This is a genomic window from Pseudomonas sp. 28 E 9 (assembly GCF_900004785.1).
In the GTDB taxonomy this organism is placed as follows: Bacteria; Pseudomonadota; Gammaproteobacteria; order Pseudomonadales; family Pseudomonadaceae; genus Aquipseudomonas; species Aquipseudomonas orientalis_A.
Genome location: NZ_CVTK01000046.1, coordinates 142,582 through 158,315, shown reverse-complemented (window position 1 = coordinate 158,315; position 15,734 = coordinate 142,582). Strand labels below are relative to the sequence as shown.

General features: G+C 61.2%; 15 protein-coding genes. 8 read left to right on the top strand and 7 right to left on the bottom strand.

Going from position 1 to position 15,734, the window contains the following annotated elements; all coding sequences use genetic code 11:
* Window positions 1-220: 220 nt before the first annotated feature.
* From BFQ00_RS14115 to BFQ00_RS14100, 4 genes are all read right to left on the bottom strand, one after another.
* Window positions 221-847: a glutathione S-transferase family protein gene (locus BFQ00_RS14115; RefSeq protein WP_065933853.1), complete on the bottom strand. Its 627-nt coding sequence runs from the start codon at window positions 845-847 to the stop codon at window positions 221-223.
* Window positions 848-914: 67 nt separating this feature from the next.
* The gene (locus tag BFQ00_RS30465; RefSeq protein ID WP_371914197.1) at window positions 915-2,069 is read right to left on the bottom strand and encodes a methyl-accepting chemotaxis protein; all 1,155 of its coding nucleotides are present in this window, start codon (window positions 2,067-2,069) and stop codon (window positions 915-917) included.
* Between the two features lie 1,164 nt (window positions 2,070-3,233).
* Entirely contained in the window at window positions 3,234-3,929 is a 696-nt protein-coding gene (locus BFQ00_RS14105) for a tRNA (adenine(22)-N(1))-methyltransferase (protein WP_065933851.1), read from the bottom strand.
* 13 nt (window positions 3,930-3,942) lie between these two features.
* Window positions 3,943-4,653, bottom strand: coding sequence for a FadR/GntR family transcriptional regulator (locus tag BFQ00_RS14100; RefSeq protein ID WP_065933850.1), 711 nt, complete (start codon window positions 4,651-4,653; stop codon window positions 3,943-3,945).
* Window positions 4,654-4,979: 326 nt separating this feature from the next.
* Between BFQ00_RS14100 and BFQ00_RS14095 the strand changes: the two genes are divergently transcribed.
* The 8 genes from BFQ00_RS14095 to BFQ00_RS14060 all read left to right on the top strand — a co-directional run bounded on the left by BFQ00_RS14095 (window position 4,980) and on the right by BFQ00_RS14060 (window position 12,849).
* A complete protein-coding gene (locus BFQ00_RS14095; RefSeq protein WP_065933858.1) occupies window positions 4,980-6,341 on the top strand; it encodes an MFS transporter in 1,362 nt (453 codons plus the stop codon).
* A 19-nt stretch (window positions 6,342-6,360) separates the two neighbouring features.
* Window positions 6,361-7,686 carry a glucarate dehydratase gene (gene gudD, locus BFQ00_RS14090; RefSeq protein WP_065933849.1) on the top strand — a complete coding sequence of 442 codons (1,326 nt, stop codon included), beginning with the start codon at window positions 6,361-6,363 and terminating at the stop codon, window positions 7,684-7,686.
* Window positions 7,687-8,175: 489 nt separating this feature from the next.
* Window positions 8,176-8,511: a DUF6124 family protein gene (locus BFQ00_RS14085; protein WP_065933848.1), complete on the top strand. Its 336-nt coding sequence runs from the start codon at window positions 8,176-8,178 to the stop codon at window positions 8,509-8,511.
* A 311-nt stretch (window positions 8,512-8,822) separates the two neighbouring features.
* Window positions 8,823-10,115: an AAA family ATPase gene (locus BFQ00_RS14080; RefSeq protein ID WP_065933847.1), complete on the top strand. Its 1,293-nt coding sequence runs from the start codon at window positions 8,823-8,825 to the stop codon at window positions 10,113-10,115.
* A complete protein-coding gene (locus tag BFQ00_RS14075; RefSeq protein ID WP_065933846.1) occupies window positions 10,112-10,768 on the top strand; it encodes a hypothetical protein in 657 nt (218 codons plus the stop codon). Before BFQ00_RS14080 ends, BFQ00_RS14075 begins: the two co-directional genes overlap by 4 nt.
* A gap of 83 nt (window positions 10,769-10,851) precedes the next feature.
* Window positions 10,852-11,463 (top strand): transferase, encoded by a 612-nt coding sequence (locus BFQ00_RS14070; RefSeq protein WP_065933845.1) that lies wholly within the window; start codon window positions 10,852-10,854, stop codon window positions 11,461-11,463.
* A 100-nt stretch (window positions 11,464-11,563) separates the two neighbouring features.
* The gene (locus BFQ00_RS14065; protein WP_065933844.1) at window positions 11,564-12,592 is read left to right on the top strand and encodes an alpha/beta hydrolase family protein; all 1,029 of its coding nucleotides are present in this window, start codon (window positions 11,564-11,566) and stop codon (window positions 12,590-12,592) included.
* 86 nt (window positions 12,593-12,678) lie between these two features.
* The gene (locus BFQ00_RS14060; RefSeq protein ID WP_065933843.1) at window positions 12,679-12,849 is read left to right on the top strand and encodes a DUF2986 domain-containing protein; all 171 of its coding nucleotides are present in this window, start codon (window positions 12,679-12,681) and stop codon (window positions 12,847-12,849) included.
* On the opposite strand, the gene BFQ00_RS14055 is transcribed toward BFQ00_RS14060, so the two are convergent.
* The 3 genes from BFQ00_RS14055 to BFQ00_RS14045 all read right to left on the bottom strand — a co-directional run bounded on the left by BFQ00_RS14055 (window position 12,821) and on the right by BFQ00_RS14045 (window position 15,709).
* Entirely contained in the window at window positions 12,821-13,816 is a 996-nt protein-coding gene (locus tag BFQ00_RS14055) for a GlxA family transcriptional regulator (protein ID WP_065933842.1), read from the bottom strand. The two genes, BFQ00_RS14060 and BFQ00_RS14055, sit on opposite strands and share 29 nt — an antisense overlap.
* Window positions 13,817-13,820: 4 nt before the next feature.
* Window positions 13,821-14,363 carry a cysteine hydrolase family protein gene (locus tag BFQ00_RS14050; RefSeq protein ID WP_065933841.1) on the bottom strand — a complete coding sequence of 181 codons (543 nt, stop codon included), beginning with the start codon at window positions 14,361-14,363 and terminating at the stop codon, window positions 13,821-13,823.
* Window positions 14,364-14,497: 134 nt separating this feature from the next.
* Window positions 14,498-15,709: a YeeE/YedE family protein gene (locus BFQ00_RS14045; protein WP_065933840.1), complete on the bottom strand. Its 1,212-nt coding sequence runs from the start codon at window positions 15,707-15,709 to the stop codon at window positions 14,498-14,500.
* Between the last annotated feature and the right edge of the window lie 25 nt (window positions 15,710-15,734).

The following is a 15,734-nucleotide window of genomic DNA, read 5'->3' as shown; positions in this document are numbered from 1 at the left end:
AAGCGAGGTGCCGAGTGGTGGGGCAAGAGCGTTTTGCTTACTTTTGCGCTTTTCAAAAGTGAGCCGCTGTAAAAGCGGAACCTATAGCAGCCGTTACCGCAGAAACGGATATGTACTCGGTCTGATCCGGCATCCTGGTCGGCCCAGAGGCCGCCATCGGGGGCAAGCCCCCTCCCACACTGAATCCGCATCCAGTCTTCAACCGTTCACTCACACACATTCATTTAGCAAACGCGTACTCGCCACCCTGCTCCACCGCCTTGCGATAAGCCGGTCGCTGCTGAAGCCTGTCCACCCACGCCGAAAGGTTCGGATACGCCTGCAACTTGCCCTGGGCCCTGGCGATTTCGCCGATAAAGCTCATCTGAATGTCCGCACCCGTCAGTTCGTCACCCACCAGATACGGCGTTTGCCCAAGCACGTCATTGAGGTAACCAAGGTAGTTGCCCAACTCCGATTCAATGCGCGGGTGCAGCGGCGCGCCGGCTTCACCCAGGCGCCCGACGTAGAGGTTGAGCATCAGCGGCAGCATGGCCGAGCCTTCGGCAAAATGCAGCCATTGCACATAATCGTCGTAGGTGGCGCTGGCCGGATCGGGTTGCAGCCGTCCCTTGCCGTGACGACGAATCAGGTAATCGATAATGGCCGCCGACTCAATCAATACGCGGGCCCCGTCCTCGATCACCGGCGATTTGCCCAAGGGATGAATCGCCTTGAGCTCGGGTGGCGCGAGGTTGGTTTTCGGGTCGCGTTGGTAGCGCTTGATTTGGTAAGGCAGGCCCAACTCCTCCAGCAGCCAGAGGATGCGCTGGGAGCGGGAATTGTTGAGGTGATGGACGGTAATCATAGGCAAGCAGCTCCATTGGGGTTAAGGAGAAGACTACAACACGGCGATGGAGTGCCCTGAATGGACGTCATCCCAATCGAAACCGCGCCGTGTTGTCGCTCAACGCCCGGCTGCCCTGGCTCAGGCTGTCGGCAGCCTGATTGACCGCCCGCGCGCCGTCGAGCAGGCGCCCGGCCGCCTGGTCGACCTGCTGGATATTGCCGCTCACTTCGTCCGCCGTCGCAGCCTGTTCTTCCACGGCGGCGGCGATGTGCGCCAAGGTGTCGGTGACGTGCTGCACCGCACCGGCAATTTCCCCCAGGCGCGTGCCCAGGCCGGTGACGGATTCGGCATCGGTGAGCGCCTGCTCGCACGCGGCGCCCATCAGGCTGACGGCCTGGCTGACCGTGGCGCGCAGGCTGTCCACCGTGCCGGCGATCTGCGCGGTGGACGCCTGGGTGCGTTGCGACAGGCTGCGCACCTCATCGGCGACCACTGCAAACCCTCGCCCTTGCTCGCCGGCGCGGGCGGCTTCGATGGCGGCGTTAAGGGCCAGCAGGTTGGTCTGCTCGGCAATGCCGCGAATGGTGTCGACCACCGATTGAATCTGCTGGCCCTGCTGGCTGACCTGTTCCAGGGCATTGGCGGTGTCGCTCAGGCGCTGGTTGAGTTGCTGGATACTGGCGGTGGTGCGCTGGCTGTCGCGGCTGCTGTCTTCGGCGATACGGCGAGTGTGCCGGGCGCTGTCGGCCGCCTGCTCGCAGCTTCTGGCAACGCCCAGGGAGGTGGCGGCCAATTGGGTGGCGGCCGCGGCGATCTGGCTGATCTGGTGGCGCTGATCTTCGACGTCGGTGAGGGTGCTGCCCGATTGCGCGCTCAGGGTCAGCACGGTGGCGCCCAGTTGCTCGGTCTCATGATTGACCCCGAGCAGGCTGGTGCGCAGTTGCACCACGGCCACATTGAGCGCCGTGCTGATGGCGGCGAGTTCGTCGCGCCCCTGCACCGCCACTTCGACGTGCAGGTTACCGTCACGCAGGGACTCGGCGAGCGTGGTGATGCCACTGGCGCTGCGACGGATCGAGGCTTGCAGGCAGATGAACAGGTACAGCGCCGCCAGCGCCAACAGGCTGAACGTGGCCGCCACGGGAATGAAGTGCTGCAACGATCGTTCACGGTAGTAACTCAAGCGTGCATCGAGCGAATGCAGCGACTGGCTGCGCAGCGCGCCCAACGCTGCAAGCATGGCGTCGACACTTTGATCGAACGCAGCGCTGTCGAGCTTGATGGTGCCGCCGAATACGCCGTCGTCCAGGGTTTTGAGTTCGCTGTCCAGGCGTTGCAGGCTGGCGTCGTATTGTTCGGTCCAGGGTTCAAGGCCGGGGTATTGCTTGGCCTTCAGCGCAGTGGCAGCCTTGACCAACTGGTCCCGCGCATCACCGATGCGGCCGCGCAGGTCACGCATCTGCAAGCGGCTTTGCAGGGTGAACTGGCCCGAAGCAATGGAGGATTGGCCGACGCTGGCCGTACGGCCGATACGCTCGATCAGGTCCGGTGTGTGCTGGCTGGAAATCTGCATCAGCAGATAGGTTTCCAGCCAGGGATCGAGGATCAGGCCGGCGTCCAGGGTGATCTGTTCGCGCAGCGATTGCATCGCGGTCAGGGCGGCGGTGAAACGGTCGTAGCCATCCGGCCACCAGCCGACGGTGCGCAGGGCCTGGGTGTCCATGCCCTTGACTGCGGCCTGCAGCGTGTCGAAGCGCGCCTGGGTAGCGGCGCTGGCATGATGGGTCTTGAGGGCGTCCCCCAGGGTTTGCAGGCCTTGCTGAATCAGCGGGCTGCCCGCATCCACCCTGGCCATCGCGGCCTGGGCGGCAGGGGTCGGCGTATGCAGGATATCCAGGGCTTTCCAGCGGGCGGCCAGGTTGCGCTGGGCGCTCAGTTGCCCATCGAGCAGGTCCAGCGCCAACAGCTGGCGCACCCCGGACTGTTCGCTGGAAATCACCGCGAGTTTGTCGTGGTAGTCCTGGCCGATCATCCACAGGCTGCCGGCGAGCGGCAGCATGAACAGCAAGAACAGCACCTGGAACTTACGCGCGAAGCCGAACCGCCCGAGCAGACGGATACCGGGTGATAAAAATCTTTGCATGCCTTACACACTCCCCTGAACAACCCCATACTTCACAGCCGGGAATGACTACCGGCAAAATGCCATGTCATTGATTACTCTGGCTCAAGCAAGATCTGGGCCGTGGGATACAAGCGTGACGACACGTGCCATGGCGCTAAAAAACCTTTGATCGGTGCGCGAAAATGGGGCGAAAGCACTCATTATCGGGCGCGCGCCTGTAACCGCCGGGGACACGGCGCGACGCGGGAGAGGTCGAGCGCTGACAATCACGAACGGTCCTCAGGTCAGCAGTTGAGTGATCCACTGAATTTCCCGGGCGATCCCGTGGACTTTCTCTTCCGGCACCGACTGCCTGGCCTTCTCGAAACTGGCCAGGGTCTTTTGTTTCTGCTGCAGCAAGCGCTGCCACTTCGCCACGAACGCGGGACTGCGCGCCAGCAACTGCAGCGGTCCGAAATACAGCTGTTGTTCGGTGTAGGGCACAGGCCCGGTCGGCTCGGCGACGATGATTTCGTAGTAGAAGCGGTTCTCGTGCAGCAGCTCTTCGCCCACGATGCGGTAGCCGTTGTGCATCAACCAGTGGCGCAACGGATACTCGCCGCCATTGGGTTGCAGGACCAGGCGCTCCTGGCCATTCAACCGCGCCTTGCCGTTGTCGAAAATGTCACGAATGGTCTCGCCGCCCATGCCGCACAGACTGACGGCCGTGATGGCGTCGCCGGGCTCGATGGCCGCCAGACCATCGGCCAGGCGCACGCTGATGTGCGCTTCAAGGCCGTTGTCGCGCACGGTGCGCCGGGCCGCATGAAAGGGCGTGGTTGCAGCCTCCCCCGCCACCGCGCCGGCAATCACGCCACGCCGCATCAGCGCCACCGGCAAGTAGCCATGGTCCGAGCCGATATCGGCCAGGCGCGCGCCGGCCGGCACGTGCGCCGCCACGCGCTCCAGGCGCAGGGACAATGTCTGTGGGTTCAACGCGGGTTCCTTTTCATTCGCCGGAAAATCGATCGCGGCTATTGGTCAAATGCAGCACCATTGCCGCCCGCGCCGCATCCGGGTCCTGGCGCTTGATTGCATTGAAGATCGCCTCATGCTCCAGGCTCGCCAGTTGACCCAGCCTGGCAAAATCCGCCCCGCCGCGCTCGTCAGCCTTGACCTGGGTGCGGGGGATCATCGCGCTGCCCAGGTGCTGCATGATTTCACTGAAAAACGTGTTGCCGGTGGCTTCGGCGATCAGTTGGTGGAAGCGTTTGTCGTCTTCCACGCAGCTGTCGTTGTTGGCCAGGCAGGCCTGATAGTCGTCCAGCGCCTGGCGCATATGGGCCAGTTGCGCGTCGGTACGGCGCAACGCGGCCAACGCTACCGCCTGCACCTCCAGACCCAGGCGCAGTTCCAGCATGTTGCGCACGCTGGCGACGGTGTCGACGTGCAGGCGCAGGCCCTGCCGGGCGTGTTGCGCCAACACGAACGTGCCGATGCCGTGGCGCGTCTCCACCAGCCCCGACGCCTGCAGCTTGGAGATGGCTTCGCGTACTACCGTGCGGCTCACCCCATGCTCAAGCACGATGGTGGATTCGGACGGCAGTTTTTCGCCCGGCTTGAGCTGGCCGAGCAGGATGTGCTGAGTCAGCGCGTCGACCACGCCCTGGGCCAGGTTGGTGGAGCGTCTGCGCACGGGAGGTGCGTTTTCAATGGGCATCGCTGAGGGTCCACGGGGTTGGGCTGGAGGGAGCTTAACATCCCGTTCACCGACGACGCCGAGTTGATTCACGAGACAGTTAACTTGTATGACAACCAATCTGACAGACCGCTATTCCGCCCCGAAACATCCTGCGGAGAGAACCGTGCCCCGCTGATACAAAACCCCCTATAGCACGAGCAAATAACCAAAATATCATTCCATCAGCGCTTTTATGAGAACAAATACTCATTGCGGCGCATTGCGATTTTCAAAAAACAACTTGTATGATGTCTGGCAACAAAACCACAACCCGCATAAAAACAAATCAGGGGGCGTTTTCCATCGTGAACCATTCCAGCCATGCATCCGCTGCACCAGAAACCGACTCGGTGCTCACCCGCGCCGTGAGCAAAGTGAAGGGCCATGTGCTCCCGCTATTCGTGGTCATGTTCATCCTCAACTACATCGACCGGGTCAATATCGGCTTCGTGCGTACGCACATGGAGCACGACCTGGGCATCGGCGCGGCGGCCTATGGCTTCGGCGCCGGGCTGTTCTTCATCGGCTACGCGCTGTTTGAAGTGCCGTCCAACATGCTGCTGCAAAAGGTCGGCGCACGCATCTGGCTGACCCGCATCATGTTCACCTGGGGCATCGTCGCCACGCTGATGGCGTTCATCCAGAACGAAACCCACTTCTACATCCTGCGTTTTTTGCTCGGCGTGGCTGAAGCGGGCTTCTTTCCCGGGGTGATCTACTACTTCACGCGCTGGTTGCCCGGGGTTGAGCGCGGCAAGGCCATTGCGATCTTCCTCAGCGGTTCTGCGGTGGCGTCATTGATCTCGGGCCCGCTGTCGGGTGCGCTGTTACAGATCGAAGGTTTCGGCTTGCACGGCTGGCAATGGATGTTCGCCATTGAAGGCCTGGCCTCGGTGGCGCTGGGCTTCTTTGTGTGGTTCTGGCTGGACTCCAAACCCCATGACGCCCAGTGGCTGAGCCGTGAAGAACAGGACGCACTGGTTGCGGCCATCGATCAGGAACAGCGTGACCGCGAAGCCCTGACCACGGTCAAGCCGACCCTCGGCAAGCTGCTCAAGGACCGGCAGATTCTGCTGTTCTGCGTGTTGTATTTCTGCATCCAACTGACGATTTATGCAGCGACGTTCTGGCTGCCGAGCATCATCAAAAAGATGGGTGACCTGAGTGATATACAAGTCGGCTTCTTCAACTCGATTCCGTGGCTTATCTCGATCATCGCCATGTACGCCTTCGCAACGCTGTCCGGCAAGTTCAAGTTCCAGCAGGCGTGGGTCGCGGCAGCCTTGTTGATCGCAGCGGCCGGGATGTTCATGTCCACCACGGGCGGGCCGATCTTCGCGTTCGTGGCGATCTGCTTTGCGGCCATCGGTTTCAAATCCGCGTCTTCGTTGTTCTGGCCGATTCCCCAGGGCTACCTGGACGTGCGCATCGCCGCTGCGGTGATCGCGCTGATCAATTCCATCGGCAACCTGGGCGGCTTCGTCGCCCCCACCACCTTTGGCTTTCTGGAGCAAACCACCGGTTCGATCCAGGGCGGGCTTTACGGCCTGGCCGGCACCTCGGTGCTCGCGGCCATCCTGGTGTTTTTCGCCAGGACCTCACCTTCCACGGGGTTCATGTCGCCCGGCATTGCGCCCACCGCCAACGCCATCAGCAAACCTCTTTGAGCGTATTAAGGACCTTGCCATGAATACTCCCGTCATCACCCATTTCGACGTCATCCCGGTCGCCGGTCACGACAGCATGCTGCTGAATCTCAGCGGCGCCCACGGCCCTTACTTCACGCGCAATATCGTGATCCTCAAGGACAGCAGCGGCAACACCGGCGTAGGTGAAGTGCCCGGCGGCGAGCGCATCCGCGAAACCCTGAAGGACGCGCGCAGCCTAGTGATCGGCCAGCCGATCGGTCAGTACCAGCGCATCCTCAACCGGATGCGCAGCACCTTTGCCTCTCGCGACGCTGCCGGCCGTGGGCTGCAAACCTTCGACCTGCGCATCACCATTCACGCCGTTACCGCAATGGAGGCGGCGCTGCTCGACTTGCTCGGTCAGCTCCTCGAGGTGCCGGTGGCCGCTCTGCTGGGTGAGGGGCAGCAACGCGATGCGGTGAAGATGCTCGGTTACCTGTTCTACATCGGTGACCGCACTACCACGGACCTGGCCTACCGCAACGAGGCGGAATCCGACGACGACTGGTTGCGCCTGCGCCATGAAAAAGCCCTGACGGCCGACGCCGTGGTGCGCCTGGCCGAAGCCGCCAAGGCCCGATACGGCTTCAACGACTTCAAGCTCAAAGGCGGTGTTTTGAGTGGCGATGCCGAGATCGAAGCCGTCACCGCCCTGGCCGAGCGCTTCCCGCAGGCGCGCATCACCCTCGACCCGAACGGTGCCTGGTCACTCAAGGAAGCCATCCGCCTGTGCCGCGACCAGCATCACGTCCTGGCCTACGCCGAAGACCCCTGCGGCGCGGAAAACGGCTATTCGGGCCGCGAAGTCATGGCCGAATTCCGCCGCGCCACCGGCCTGAAAACCGCCACCAACATGATCGCCACCGACTGGCGCGAAATGGGTCACGCCATCCAGTTGCAATCGGTGGACATTCCCCTCGCCGACCCGCACTTCTGGACCATGCAAGGCTCGGTGCGCGTGGCGCAGATGTGCCATGAGTGGGGCCTGACCTGGGGCTCGCACTCCAACAACCACTTCGATATTTCCCTGGCCATGTTCACCCAGGTAGCGGCAGCGGCGCCGGGCGAGATCACCGCGATCGACACCCACTGGATCTGGCAGGACGGCCAACGCCTGACCAGGCAGCCGCTGAAGATCGAAGGCGGCTACGTGAAAGTGCCGGCCAGGCCTGGCCTGGGGGTGGATATCGACATGGACGCCGTGGCCAAGGCCCACGAGCTGTACAAGGGCATGGGCCTCGGCGCACGGGATGACAGCGTGGCGATGCAGTTCCTGATGCCGGGATGGCGCTTCAACAACAAGCAGCCTTGCCTGGTGCGGTGAGACGGCTTTATGCAGGAGCGAGCTTGCTCGTTCATGCCAATGGCGTGCCCGGCAAGAAAGAATCCAATCCACACCCGCGCACGATGTGGGAGGGGGCTGGGGACATCGCCTTCGGAGTATCGAAAGATGTTTTGCCTGGAAGTGGAATAGTGGCAACAACCCGTAGACATGTCCTACAGCGGGCTTCAGCGCCTTGCTCCATTGCCTACAGTTGCGTCAGAATCCGCCGGCTTGTGCGCTTGGATGGGCGTCTCTAAGGTGGGTCGGTCGCTGACAACTCAGTGATCGGGTTTAGTAGCCCGAGTGACAACATAAAGTGCATGAGCCTCATCGATCAGATGTTCTTGTCTGTGCTTGATGGTGGCTGTGCGCAGGGCGCCCTCGGGCGCGCCGGCTTTGTGTGTTTCCCCGGTCTACTAACCTGCGTACAGCCGCCACCCTTTCGTTTAGTAGCGAAAAGGTGATGGCCCTAAAACAGGTACAACACACATGTTCAAAGTCACGCCAAACCCTCCAAACGATCCCGACCTGAAACTGAACCAGGCGGCGCATCGAGCGATCGATCACTACCTCAACGCTGGCGCCGAGGCGCCTGCACCACCCTCGTCCACGCTGTTCTGCGTCGCTGAGGATGCCAGCAGCGAAACACTCATCGCCAACAGCTATGAAACCTTCACCTCGGTTACCGCCTTGCTGCTCGACCTGTCGGATGAACTGACCGGCAAACAGCGCGATGTGGCGCTGGCGATTCACCAACTGAGTGAGTTGGGGGTTTTGTTGGTGGATAAGCTGATGGAGCGCGAGGGAGCGCAAGCTGATAACTGAGCTTCAAACGGCTGATAGATCGCCGAGTCAGGGCAATTTTCTTATGACTCGGTGATCTACCATGGCGTTTGTGCCAGCCAATGCAGGACCGTTGAAAGAGCAAAACTTCACTGACTCAACTGAGTCGCTATAAATCTGCAACAGACAACTTTATCCACCAGGGTCATATATGCTGAACGCAGTTTTCATCCGAGAACAGGCTATCCAGGCAACCAGGCCAAGTGCAAGACGCCGTCCTGGCGCCACGACAAGCGCTTGTCTTGCAGGTACAGTATCCACCCTACGCGAACCCAAACTGGAAGAGAGGCGGCATGCTCAAAAAACTGGATCTGAAAGGGGTCGGACCTGCCCCTGAAATGAACCTTGAGTTCAGCTCTCGCCTCAATTTTTTGACTGGCGACAACGGATTGGGCAAGAGCTTCGTACTCGATACCGCTTGGTGGGTATTGACCAGGACATGGGCTCGCAACATTAAAGCAGTCCCCAGTGAGCAAGCCTCCAAACCCTCGATCGGCTTCTCCTATACCAAAGCGTCTGCTGGTGATGTTACTGACAGCAGTATATTCGTACACAGAACACAAACGTGGGGGTTGAAGCAAGGGCGTCCGACAATCCCGGGAATCGTAATTTATGCAGGTGTCGATGGCAGTTTTTCCGTATGGGATCCTGCCAGAAACTACTGGAAAAACGATGACGAAGGCGGCAGCGAGCGTCCCAAAAGCTTTGACTTCACACCTGAGCAAGTTTGGAAAGGCCTGGTGGGCCCCAATGGCGTGACGCATTGTGTGGGCCTGGTACGTGACTGGGTACTGTGGCAACGCGGCCGTCAACCCGCGTTCGATGACTTGATCAGGGTATTGGAAGTGCTGTCCCCTTGCGAGGCGGAACGGCTCGTCCCCGGAGAACCCACGCAAATCGGTGACGACGTCGAAGAGGTACCTTCCCTGAAGATGCCTTATGGGCAGGAAGTCCCACTCCCCCTGGCGTCTGCAGGTATGCGCCGCATCTGCGCTCTGGCCTACCTACTGGTGTGGACATGGCGCGAGCATACAAAAGCGTCGAAAAAGTACCGGGTTAAGCCTGCTCGCGAAATCGTTTTCCTGATCGATGAAATCGAGTGCCACCTGCATCCACAGTGGCAGCGCAGAATCGTACCTGCGCTACTTAGCGTAATGAGTGAGCTGACTCAAAGCGAAAAAATTCCTGTCCAGTTACTTGCAGCCACGCATTCACCCTTGGTGCTCGCCTCTGTCGAACCGTTTTATGAGACAGGTAAGGACTGTATCCTCGATTTCGACCTCGTTGAAAATCATGTTGAAGTGAGGAACCTTCCTTTTACACGCAAGGGGGATGTAAACGGATGGCTGGCTTCCGACATCTTCAATCTGAAGGAACCACGCTCAGTAGAGGCTGAGATAGCACTCACGGCCGCTTACACATTACTGCGCAATCTCAATAATGCCATTCACGAGAAGAAGCTCACGCTGAACGACAAAGCCGACATCAGAGCCACTGACAAGGCACTACGCGAGTCTCTTAGCGACGTAGATCGGTTTTGGGTACGTTGGAGCAGTTTCCGTGACAGCCTTTTGGAGAAGCAATGATCCGACTCACACTCGCTCAGGAACCTGCGGGGTTCGATAAAAAAGTAAGACAGCCGGGACTGCGTGCACTTGAGGAAATGATCGGAAATCCAGTGGTCCGTGCGCCTGGGAAAAAGCGCAAAGTCGTGGCTACTCGCAAGCAAGACATCAAGGGTTGCGACTTCCCTCCCTACTGGACAGAAGCCCTCCCCGATATGCTCAAGGCCTATGATCGCTTGTGCGCCTACACCAGTTTTCACATCCATAAGGTTACCGGTGCCCCTTCCGTCGACCATTCTGTAGCGAAAACCAAGGATTGGCGATATGCGTACGAATGGACTAACTACCGACTGATCTGCTCCCTGATGAACTCACGTAAAGGGGTGAAAAACCTGCTTGATCCGATTGCCGTGCAGGACGAATGGTTCGAAATGGAGTTTGTCGCATTCCAGGTCGTACCTCGCCCGGGGATAGACGGGCCGTTGGCGGCCATCATTGAATTCACTATTAAGGAGCTCGGCCTTAATGAAGCGCTGTGTAGGGAAGTCCGCATGGAGTACGTTGAGCAGTACTGGGACGAGCCAACCGCGCTATCGTGGGCAAGGCTTTCTAAACATTGCCCTTTTGTCGCCAGGGAGATGGAACGTCAGGACCGCTTGCGGCGTCCAGAATAGCCGCCCTTGAGCAATGGCTCGCAGTCAACCAAATCCCACAAAAGTACTCAACCTTAATATCCCCCGGCGCCGGAAAATTCTCCATGAAGCCACCTGAGATCAGCAAATTCATCACTCAATGGCCCTCCCTTGGTCTGGGCACTGCCGCCGCCTGGCAGGTGACCCAGGACTGCGAAAATCACGTCCTGGCGTTGCTTTCACGCCTCGGCGCAGGCTACCGCCGCCACGGAAACTGTGCCATCCATGAAAGTGCCACGGTCGAAGAAGGCGCTGTGCTGAAGGGGCCGATCATCATCGGTGAAGGCTCGTTCGTCGCCGCAGGCGCCTACCTGCGTGGCGGCGTTTATCTGGGCAAACACTGCATCGTGGGCCCAAGCTGCGAACTGAAAAGCAGCTTCATGCTTGATGCAAGCAAGCTGGCGCATTTCAACTTTGTCGGCGATTCGCTGATCGGCGCAGGCGTCAATATTGAAGCCGGTGCAATCATCGCCAACTACCGTAACGAACTGGATGGCGCGGATATCAGAATCCGCTATGCCGATGCCGTCATTGAGACGGGCGTGAACAAATTCGGCGCCCTGGTGGGCGATGGCTGCAAGATTGGCGCAAACGCAGTGATAGCTCCCGGCGCACTCTTGCAGCCAAACAGCCGTATTCCGCGCCTGGGGTTGATTGATCAGTTCGCCTACGACTAAGCAGCGGCAGCGCGGAACAGTGATCACGCCACTTGCGCGCTACCCAAACCGCCCGTTTCAGATCATGCTGCGCCTCTCACTTCAAGGACGATAAAAACCAGTGAAAATCACCCTCGCCGCCTTGCTCCTGATTGGTCTGATCACTCCCGCATTCGCCAACGACAACCCCATCGGTTTCAAAACCACCACCCTGCCCGACGCACGCAACCAGCGCGCGCTGGAAATGGCCGTCTGGTACCCCACGGCAATCAGGACCGCTCCCCGGTTGATCCGAGACGACGCGGTGTTCTTCGGCGCCCTCGCCGTGCCCGATGCGCCGCCGACCGGTGGTGAGCACCCGTTGGTGGTGCTTTCCCACGGCTATCGCGGCAATTGGGGCAATCAGATGTGGCTGGCGAGTGCGCTGGCCCGGCAGGGTTATATTGTGGCGGCGGTGAATCATCCGGGCACCACCACCAAGGATCGCAGTGCAGACGCAGCGGCGCAGTTATGGCAACGGCCCAAAGACCTGAGCCGCGCCATCGATGCGGTACTTGCGCAGCCAACGCAATTTGGCGCGGTGGCGCAACACCGGATTGCGGCGGTGGGCCATTCTCTCGGTGGCTGGACGGTGCTGGAAATCGCCGGTGCGCGTTTCGATGCGGATCTGTTCGCCCGGGACTGCCTGGCCCATCCCAAGTTGGGCGGTTGCATCGGCTACGCGCAGATGAACCCTACCGGCGTTGCCGATGGCAAAGCCCAACTGGCCGCTGACTTGAGCGACAAGCGCGTTGCCGCCGTGGTGTCTTTGGACCTGGGCCTGTCGCGGGGCATGACTGATGCCAGCCTGGCTGCGCTGGCCGTGCCGGCGCTGGTGATTGCTGGAGGTGTACCTTCGGAGGACATGGCTGTGGGGCTGGAGTCTGCCGACTTGGCCAGACGGCTGCCGAAAGCATCCACGCAGTACGTGGAGATCAGCGACGCGAGCCACTTCAGCTTTATGGCGCAGTGCAAACCCGGCGCGGCGGCGATACTCGACGAGGATATGCCCGGCGACAGTATGATTTGCCGAGACGGCGAGGCCGGGCGGACCAGGGCGCAGATTCAGCAACAGGTGATCACGCTGATCAGCGCGTTCCTCGCGCATTGATCGTTGGCCTCCTCGGCAGGTAAACCTTTCAATCCACGGTTTTTTAGCTGGTATCATTCGCGCCTTTACCTGCCAGGCCCACGCACATGAACCGCCAGAAAAAACTCCAGCAGCTTTTCAAGGCGAAAGCCAAAAAGGCCAATGCCAAACTGGCGCCGAAAAGCAAAGATAAATACATCAGCAAGGCGGACCGCTTGAAGCTGGAAGCCGAGGCGGCTCAAGCCCCAATCACGCCTGTGGAGGCGCCTGCTCAATAAGGCGCATTGCCGACGGCGTGCCCGCTTCATATTTGCCCCAGATACGCCGCAGATGACGCGCCGAACCAAAGCCTGCGCGCTCGGCCACCGTTTCGATGTCCAGGCTCGACGCCACCAGCAGCTCGCGGGCCACGGCCAGGCGCAGACGGTGCAGGTAATCCAGCGGGCTGATGCCGACATGCTCGTGGAACAGGCGCGCCAGATGGCGGCTGCCGGTGCAGGCCAGGTTCGCCATGCGGGTCACGGTCCAGGCGTCACACGGGGCGGCGGCAATGGCGTCCTGTACGCGATGGACGGCCGGGTGCAGGTGGTTGCGCCCGGTGATCCACGGCGATAGCTGCGGGTCAGCGCCGCTGCGGCGCAGGTACACCACCATATCCCGCGCGACGGCGCATGCCAGTCTGGGCCCGGCACGCTCGGCGACCAGGTGCAGCATCATATCGATACCGGCGGTGATCCCGGCGCTGCAGCTGACCGGGCCATCGGTGACGTACAGGCGGTTTTCCAGGACCCGTGCCTTGGGTGCCAGGGCCTGGAGGGTAGCGCACAGCGCGTGGTGGGTGGTGCATTGGCGCCCGTCAAGCAGCCCGGCGCGGGCGGCCGTCAGTGCGCCGGCGCACACGCATATCAAATGCTCGGCAGAGGGCGCAAACACCGTTTGCAGCCACTGCACCAGGCTGTCGCTGGCGGATTCGAAAGCGCGCAGGCCGGCTTCGTCTGCCTTCATGCTCGAGCCCACCAACACCACCAGGGTGCCGGGCGCCAAACTGGCCGGCAAAGGTGCCAGGCCCGTCAACGGCAAGCCGATGGAGGTGTGCAGGGACGGCACCGGGCTGACGTAGTGCAGCTCGAAATCCACCGCCGCCGGGTCATCCATCTGCGCGGCCAGGCGCAATACTTCGGCAGGCCCGGCCAGATCCAGCATCAGCACATTGGGCAACAACACGAACAGCACCGGCACGCTCATTGATTCACCCCGCCAATGCCTGGGCGACGGTGACGATGCGCGCAAACCGGCCTTCCAGCACCAGCTCCGTACGCTCGCGAATCTCGGCCGGGGTGTACACCCGGCCGCTGCGGGCGTGGGTCATCGGGAACGTCAGCGTGGCCTCACTGACGAAGTCGACGTTGAACCCGCTGTCCGAGGCCTGCCGCGTGGTGGTCTCGCAGCACTGTTCGGTACGAATACCACTGATGATCAAACGGGTGACGCCCATCTCGATCAGTCGCGCAGCCAGCGGCGTACCGGCGAAGGCGCTGTGGTAGTGCTTATGGATGACCAGCTGCGGATCGATCGAAAGCTCGCTCAATACCCTGACGTTACCCGATGCCAGCGAAAAGGCGCCCTGGTCCTCCACATGAAACACCTGCACCACCAGGATGCCTTGTTGAACGCAGCCATCAATAAGGGCCTGCTGGTTTTCCAGGTAGCTCGACAGGTCGCTTTCGGACCAGTAGGGTGCATGCCGGAATGAATGCTGGGCATCGATTACGATCAGGGCTGTGCGGCTCATGGTAGGTCCTTCAGGCTTGGGTTAGGGGCTGATGCTGCAAATCATGGTAAAGCCCTCTTCAGGATCGCAACAGGCGCAAGGCGGACCGTCTCGGGACGGATTCGGACATGCCAGGCAAACCTGGAGCCACTCGCTCAGCAACCGTTCAAGGCCACTTGAGGCCGTTCGCCGGCGAAGAACAACGGTCGCAGCCGCACGCCCACGCTATTGCCGATAAACGCAGCCACCAGCCACAGCCAGCCGTGCAGGCTGCCCGAGGCGATACCGCTGAAGTAGGCGCCGATGTTGCAGCCATACGCCAGGCGCGAACCATAACCGAGCAACAGGCCACCGATGACCGCCGCGATCAACGAGCGCGCCGGTATCTTCAAGCTCGGCGCAAACCGTCCGGCAAGGCCCGCGGCCAGCAGCGCGCCAAGCACGATGCCGATATCCATGACGCTGGTGATGTCTTCCCAGACCGGTGCCGCCAGGGCCTTGGCGTTGGCCGGCATCTGCCAGAACGCCCAACTGGCCACGTCTACCCCCAGCCCACTCGCCACCTTGGCGCCCCACAGCGCAAACGCCGAAGTAATCCCCCACGGCCGCCCGGCCAGCGCCAGCGTGGCATAGTTGAGCAAGGCCAGGCCGATCGCCCCCCACACCAACGGCCAAGGCCCGCGCAGGAAGCGGCGCAGCCCTTGATGCTCGCTGGTGACGCCGGTTTCAAGTTGGCCATGGCGGGCCTTCTCCAGGCGCACGCTGACCAGCGCGATGACCGCGAACACCGCCAGGCTCAGGAGCAACGCCGGCAGTACGCCGAAACTTTTGACGATTGAAACCGGCGCAAACGACGGCAAGGCAAACCACCAGTCGACGTGATGGGTGGCAATCAACGAACCGCAGATAAAGAACAACAGGGTCACCAGCATCCGCGCATTGCCGCCACCTACGGTGAACAGGGTGCCCGACGCGCAACCGCCGCCCAGCTGCATGCCGATGCCGAAGATAAACGCGCCAAAGACCACCGACACCCCGGCCGGCGCCACCAGCCCGACCACCGGCTGGCCGAACAAGGTCCCCGCGCCCAGCGCCGGGAAAAACAGCACCACCGCCACCGCCAGCATCACCATCTGCGCGCGCAACCCGGCGCCACGCCGATCCTTGATAAACACACGCCAGGCCGAGGTGAAACCGAACGCGGCGTGATACAGCGTCAGGCCCAAGGCGGCGCCGACGATCAGCAACACAACCTGGCGCATGCCCACCGCGCTTTGCAGGAACAGGGCGCCTGCCACCAGGATGAGAAAGGCCACCAGGGGCGCGACCGGCTTGCGTGCCGGCGTCAGGGAAACAGAGGTGCTCATGGGAATCTCGACGTGTTTGAAGGTG

Bases quoted from the DNA above. Each gene is read 5' to 3' on its own strand.
- BFQ00_RS14115 (WP_065933853.1), bottom strand. From the start codon at position 847: ATGATTACCGTCCATCACCTCAACAATTCCCGCTCCCAGCGCATCCTC.
- BFQ00_RS30465 (WP_371914197.1), bottom strand. From the start codon at position 2,069: ATGCTTGCAGCGTTGGGCGCGCTGCGCAGCCAGTCGCTGCATTCGCTC.
- BFQ00_RS14100 (WP_065933850.1), bottom strand. From the start codon at position 4,653: ATGCCCATTGAAAACGCACCTCCCGTGCGCAGACGCTCCACCAACCTG.
- gudD (WP_065933849.1), top strand. From the start codon at position 6,361: ATGAATACTCCCGTCATCACCCATTTCGACGTCATCCCGGTCGCCGGT.
- BFQ00_RS14085 (WP_065933848.1), top strand. From the start codon at position 8,176: ATGTTCAAAGTCACGCCAAACCCTCCAAACGATCCCGACCTGAAACTG.
- BFQ00_RS14080 (WP_065933847.1), top strand. From the start codon at position 8,823: ATGCTCAAAAAACTGGATCTGAAAGGGGTCGGACCTGCCCCTGAAATG.
- BFQ00_RS14075 (WP_065933846.1), top strand. From the start codon at position 10,112: ATGATCCGACTCACACTCGCTCAGGAACCTGCGGGGTTCGATAAAAAA.
- BFQ00_RS14070 (WP_065933845.1), top strand. From the start codon at position 10,852: ATGAAGCCACCTGAGATCAGCAAATTCATCACTCAATGGCCCTCCCTT.
- BFQ00_RS14060 (WP_065933843.1), top strand. From the start codon at position 12,679: ATGAACCGCCAGAAAAAACTCCAGCAGCTTTTCAAGGCGAAAGCCAAA.
- BFQ00_RS14055 (WP_065933842.1), bottom strand. From the start codon at position 13,816: ATGAGCGTGCCGGTGCTGTTCGTGTTGTTGCCCAATGTGCTGATGCTG.
- BFQ00_RS14050 (WP_065933841.1), bottom strand. From the start codon at position 14,363: ATGAGCCGCACAGCCCTGATCGTAATCGATGCCCAGCATTCATTCCGG.
- BFQ00_RS14045 (WP_065933840.1), bottom strand. From the start codon at position 15,709: ATGAGCACCTCTGTTTCCCTGACGCCGGCACGCAAGCCGGTCGCGCCC.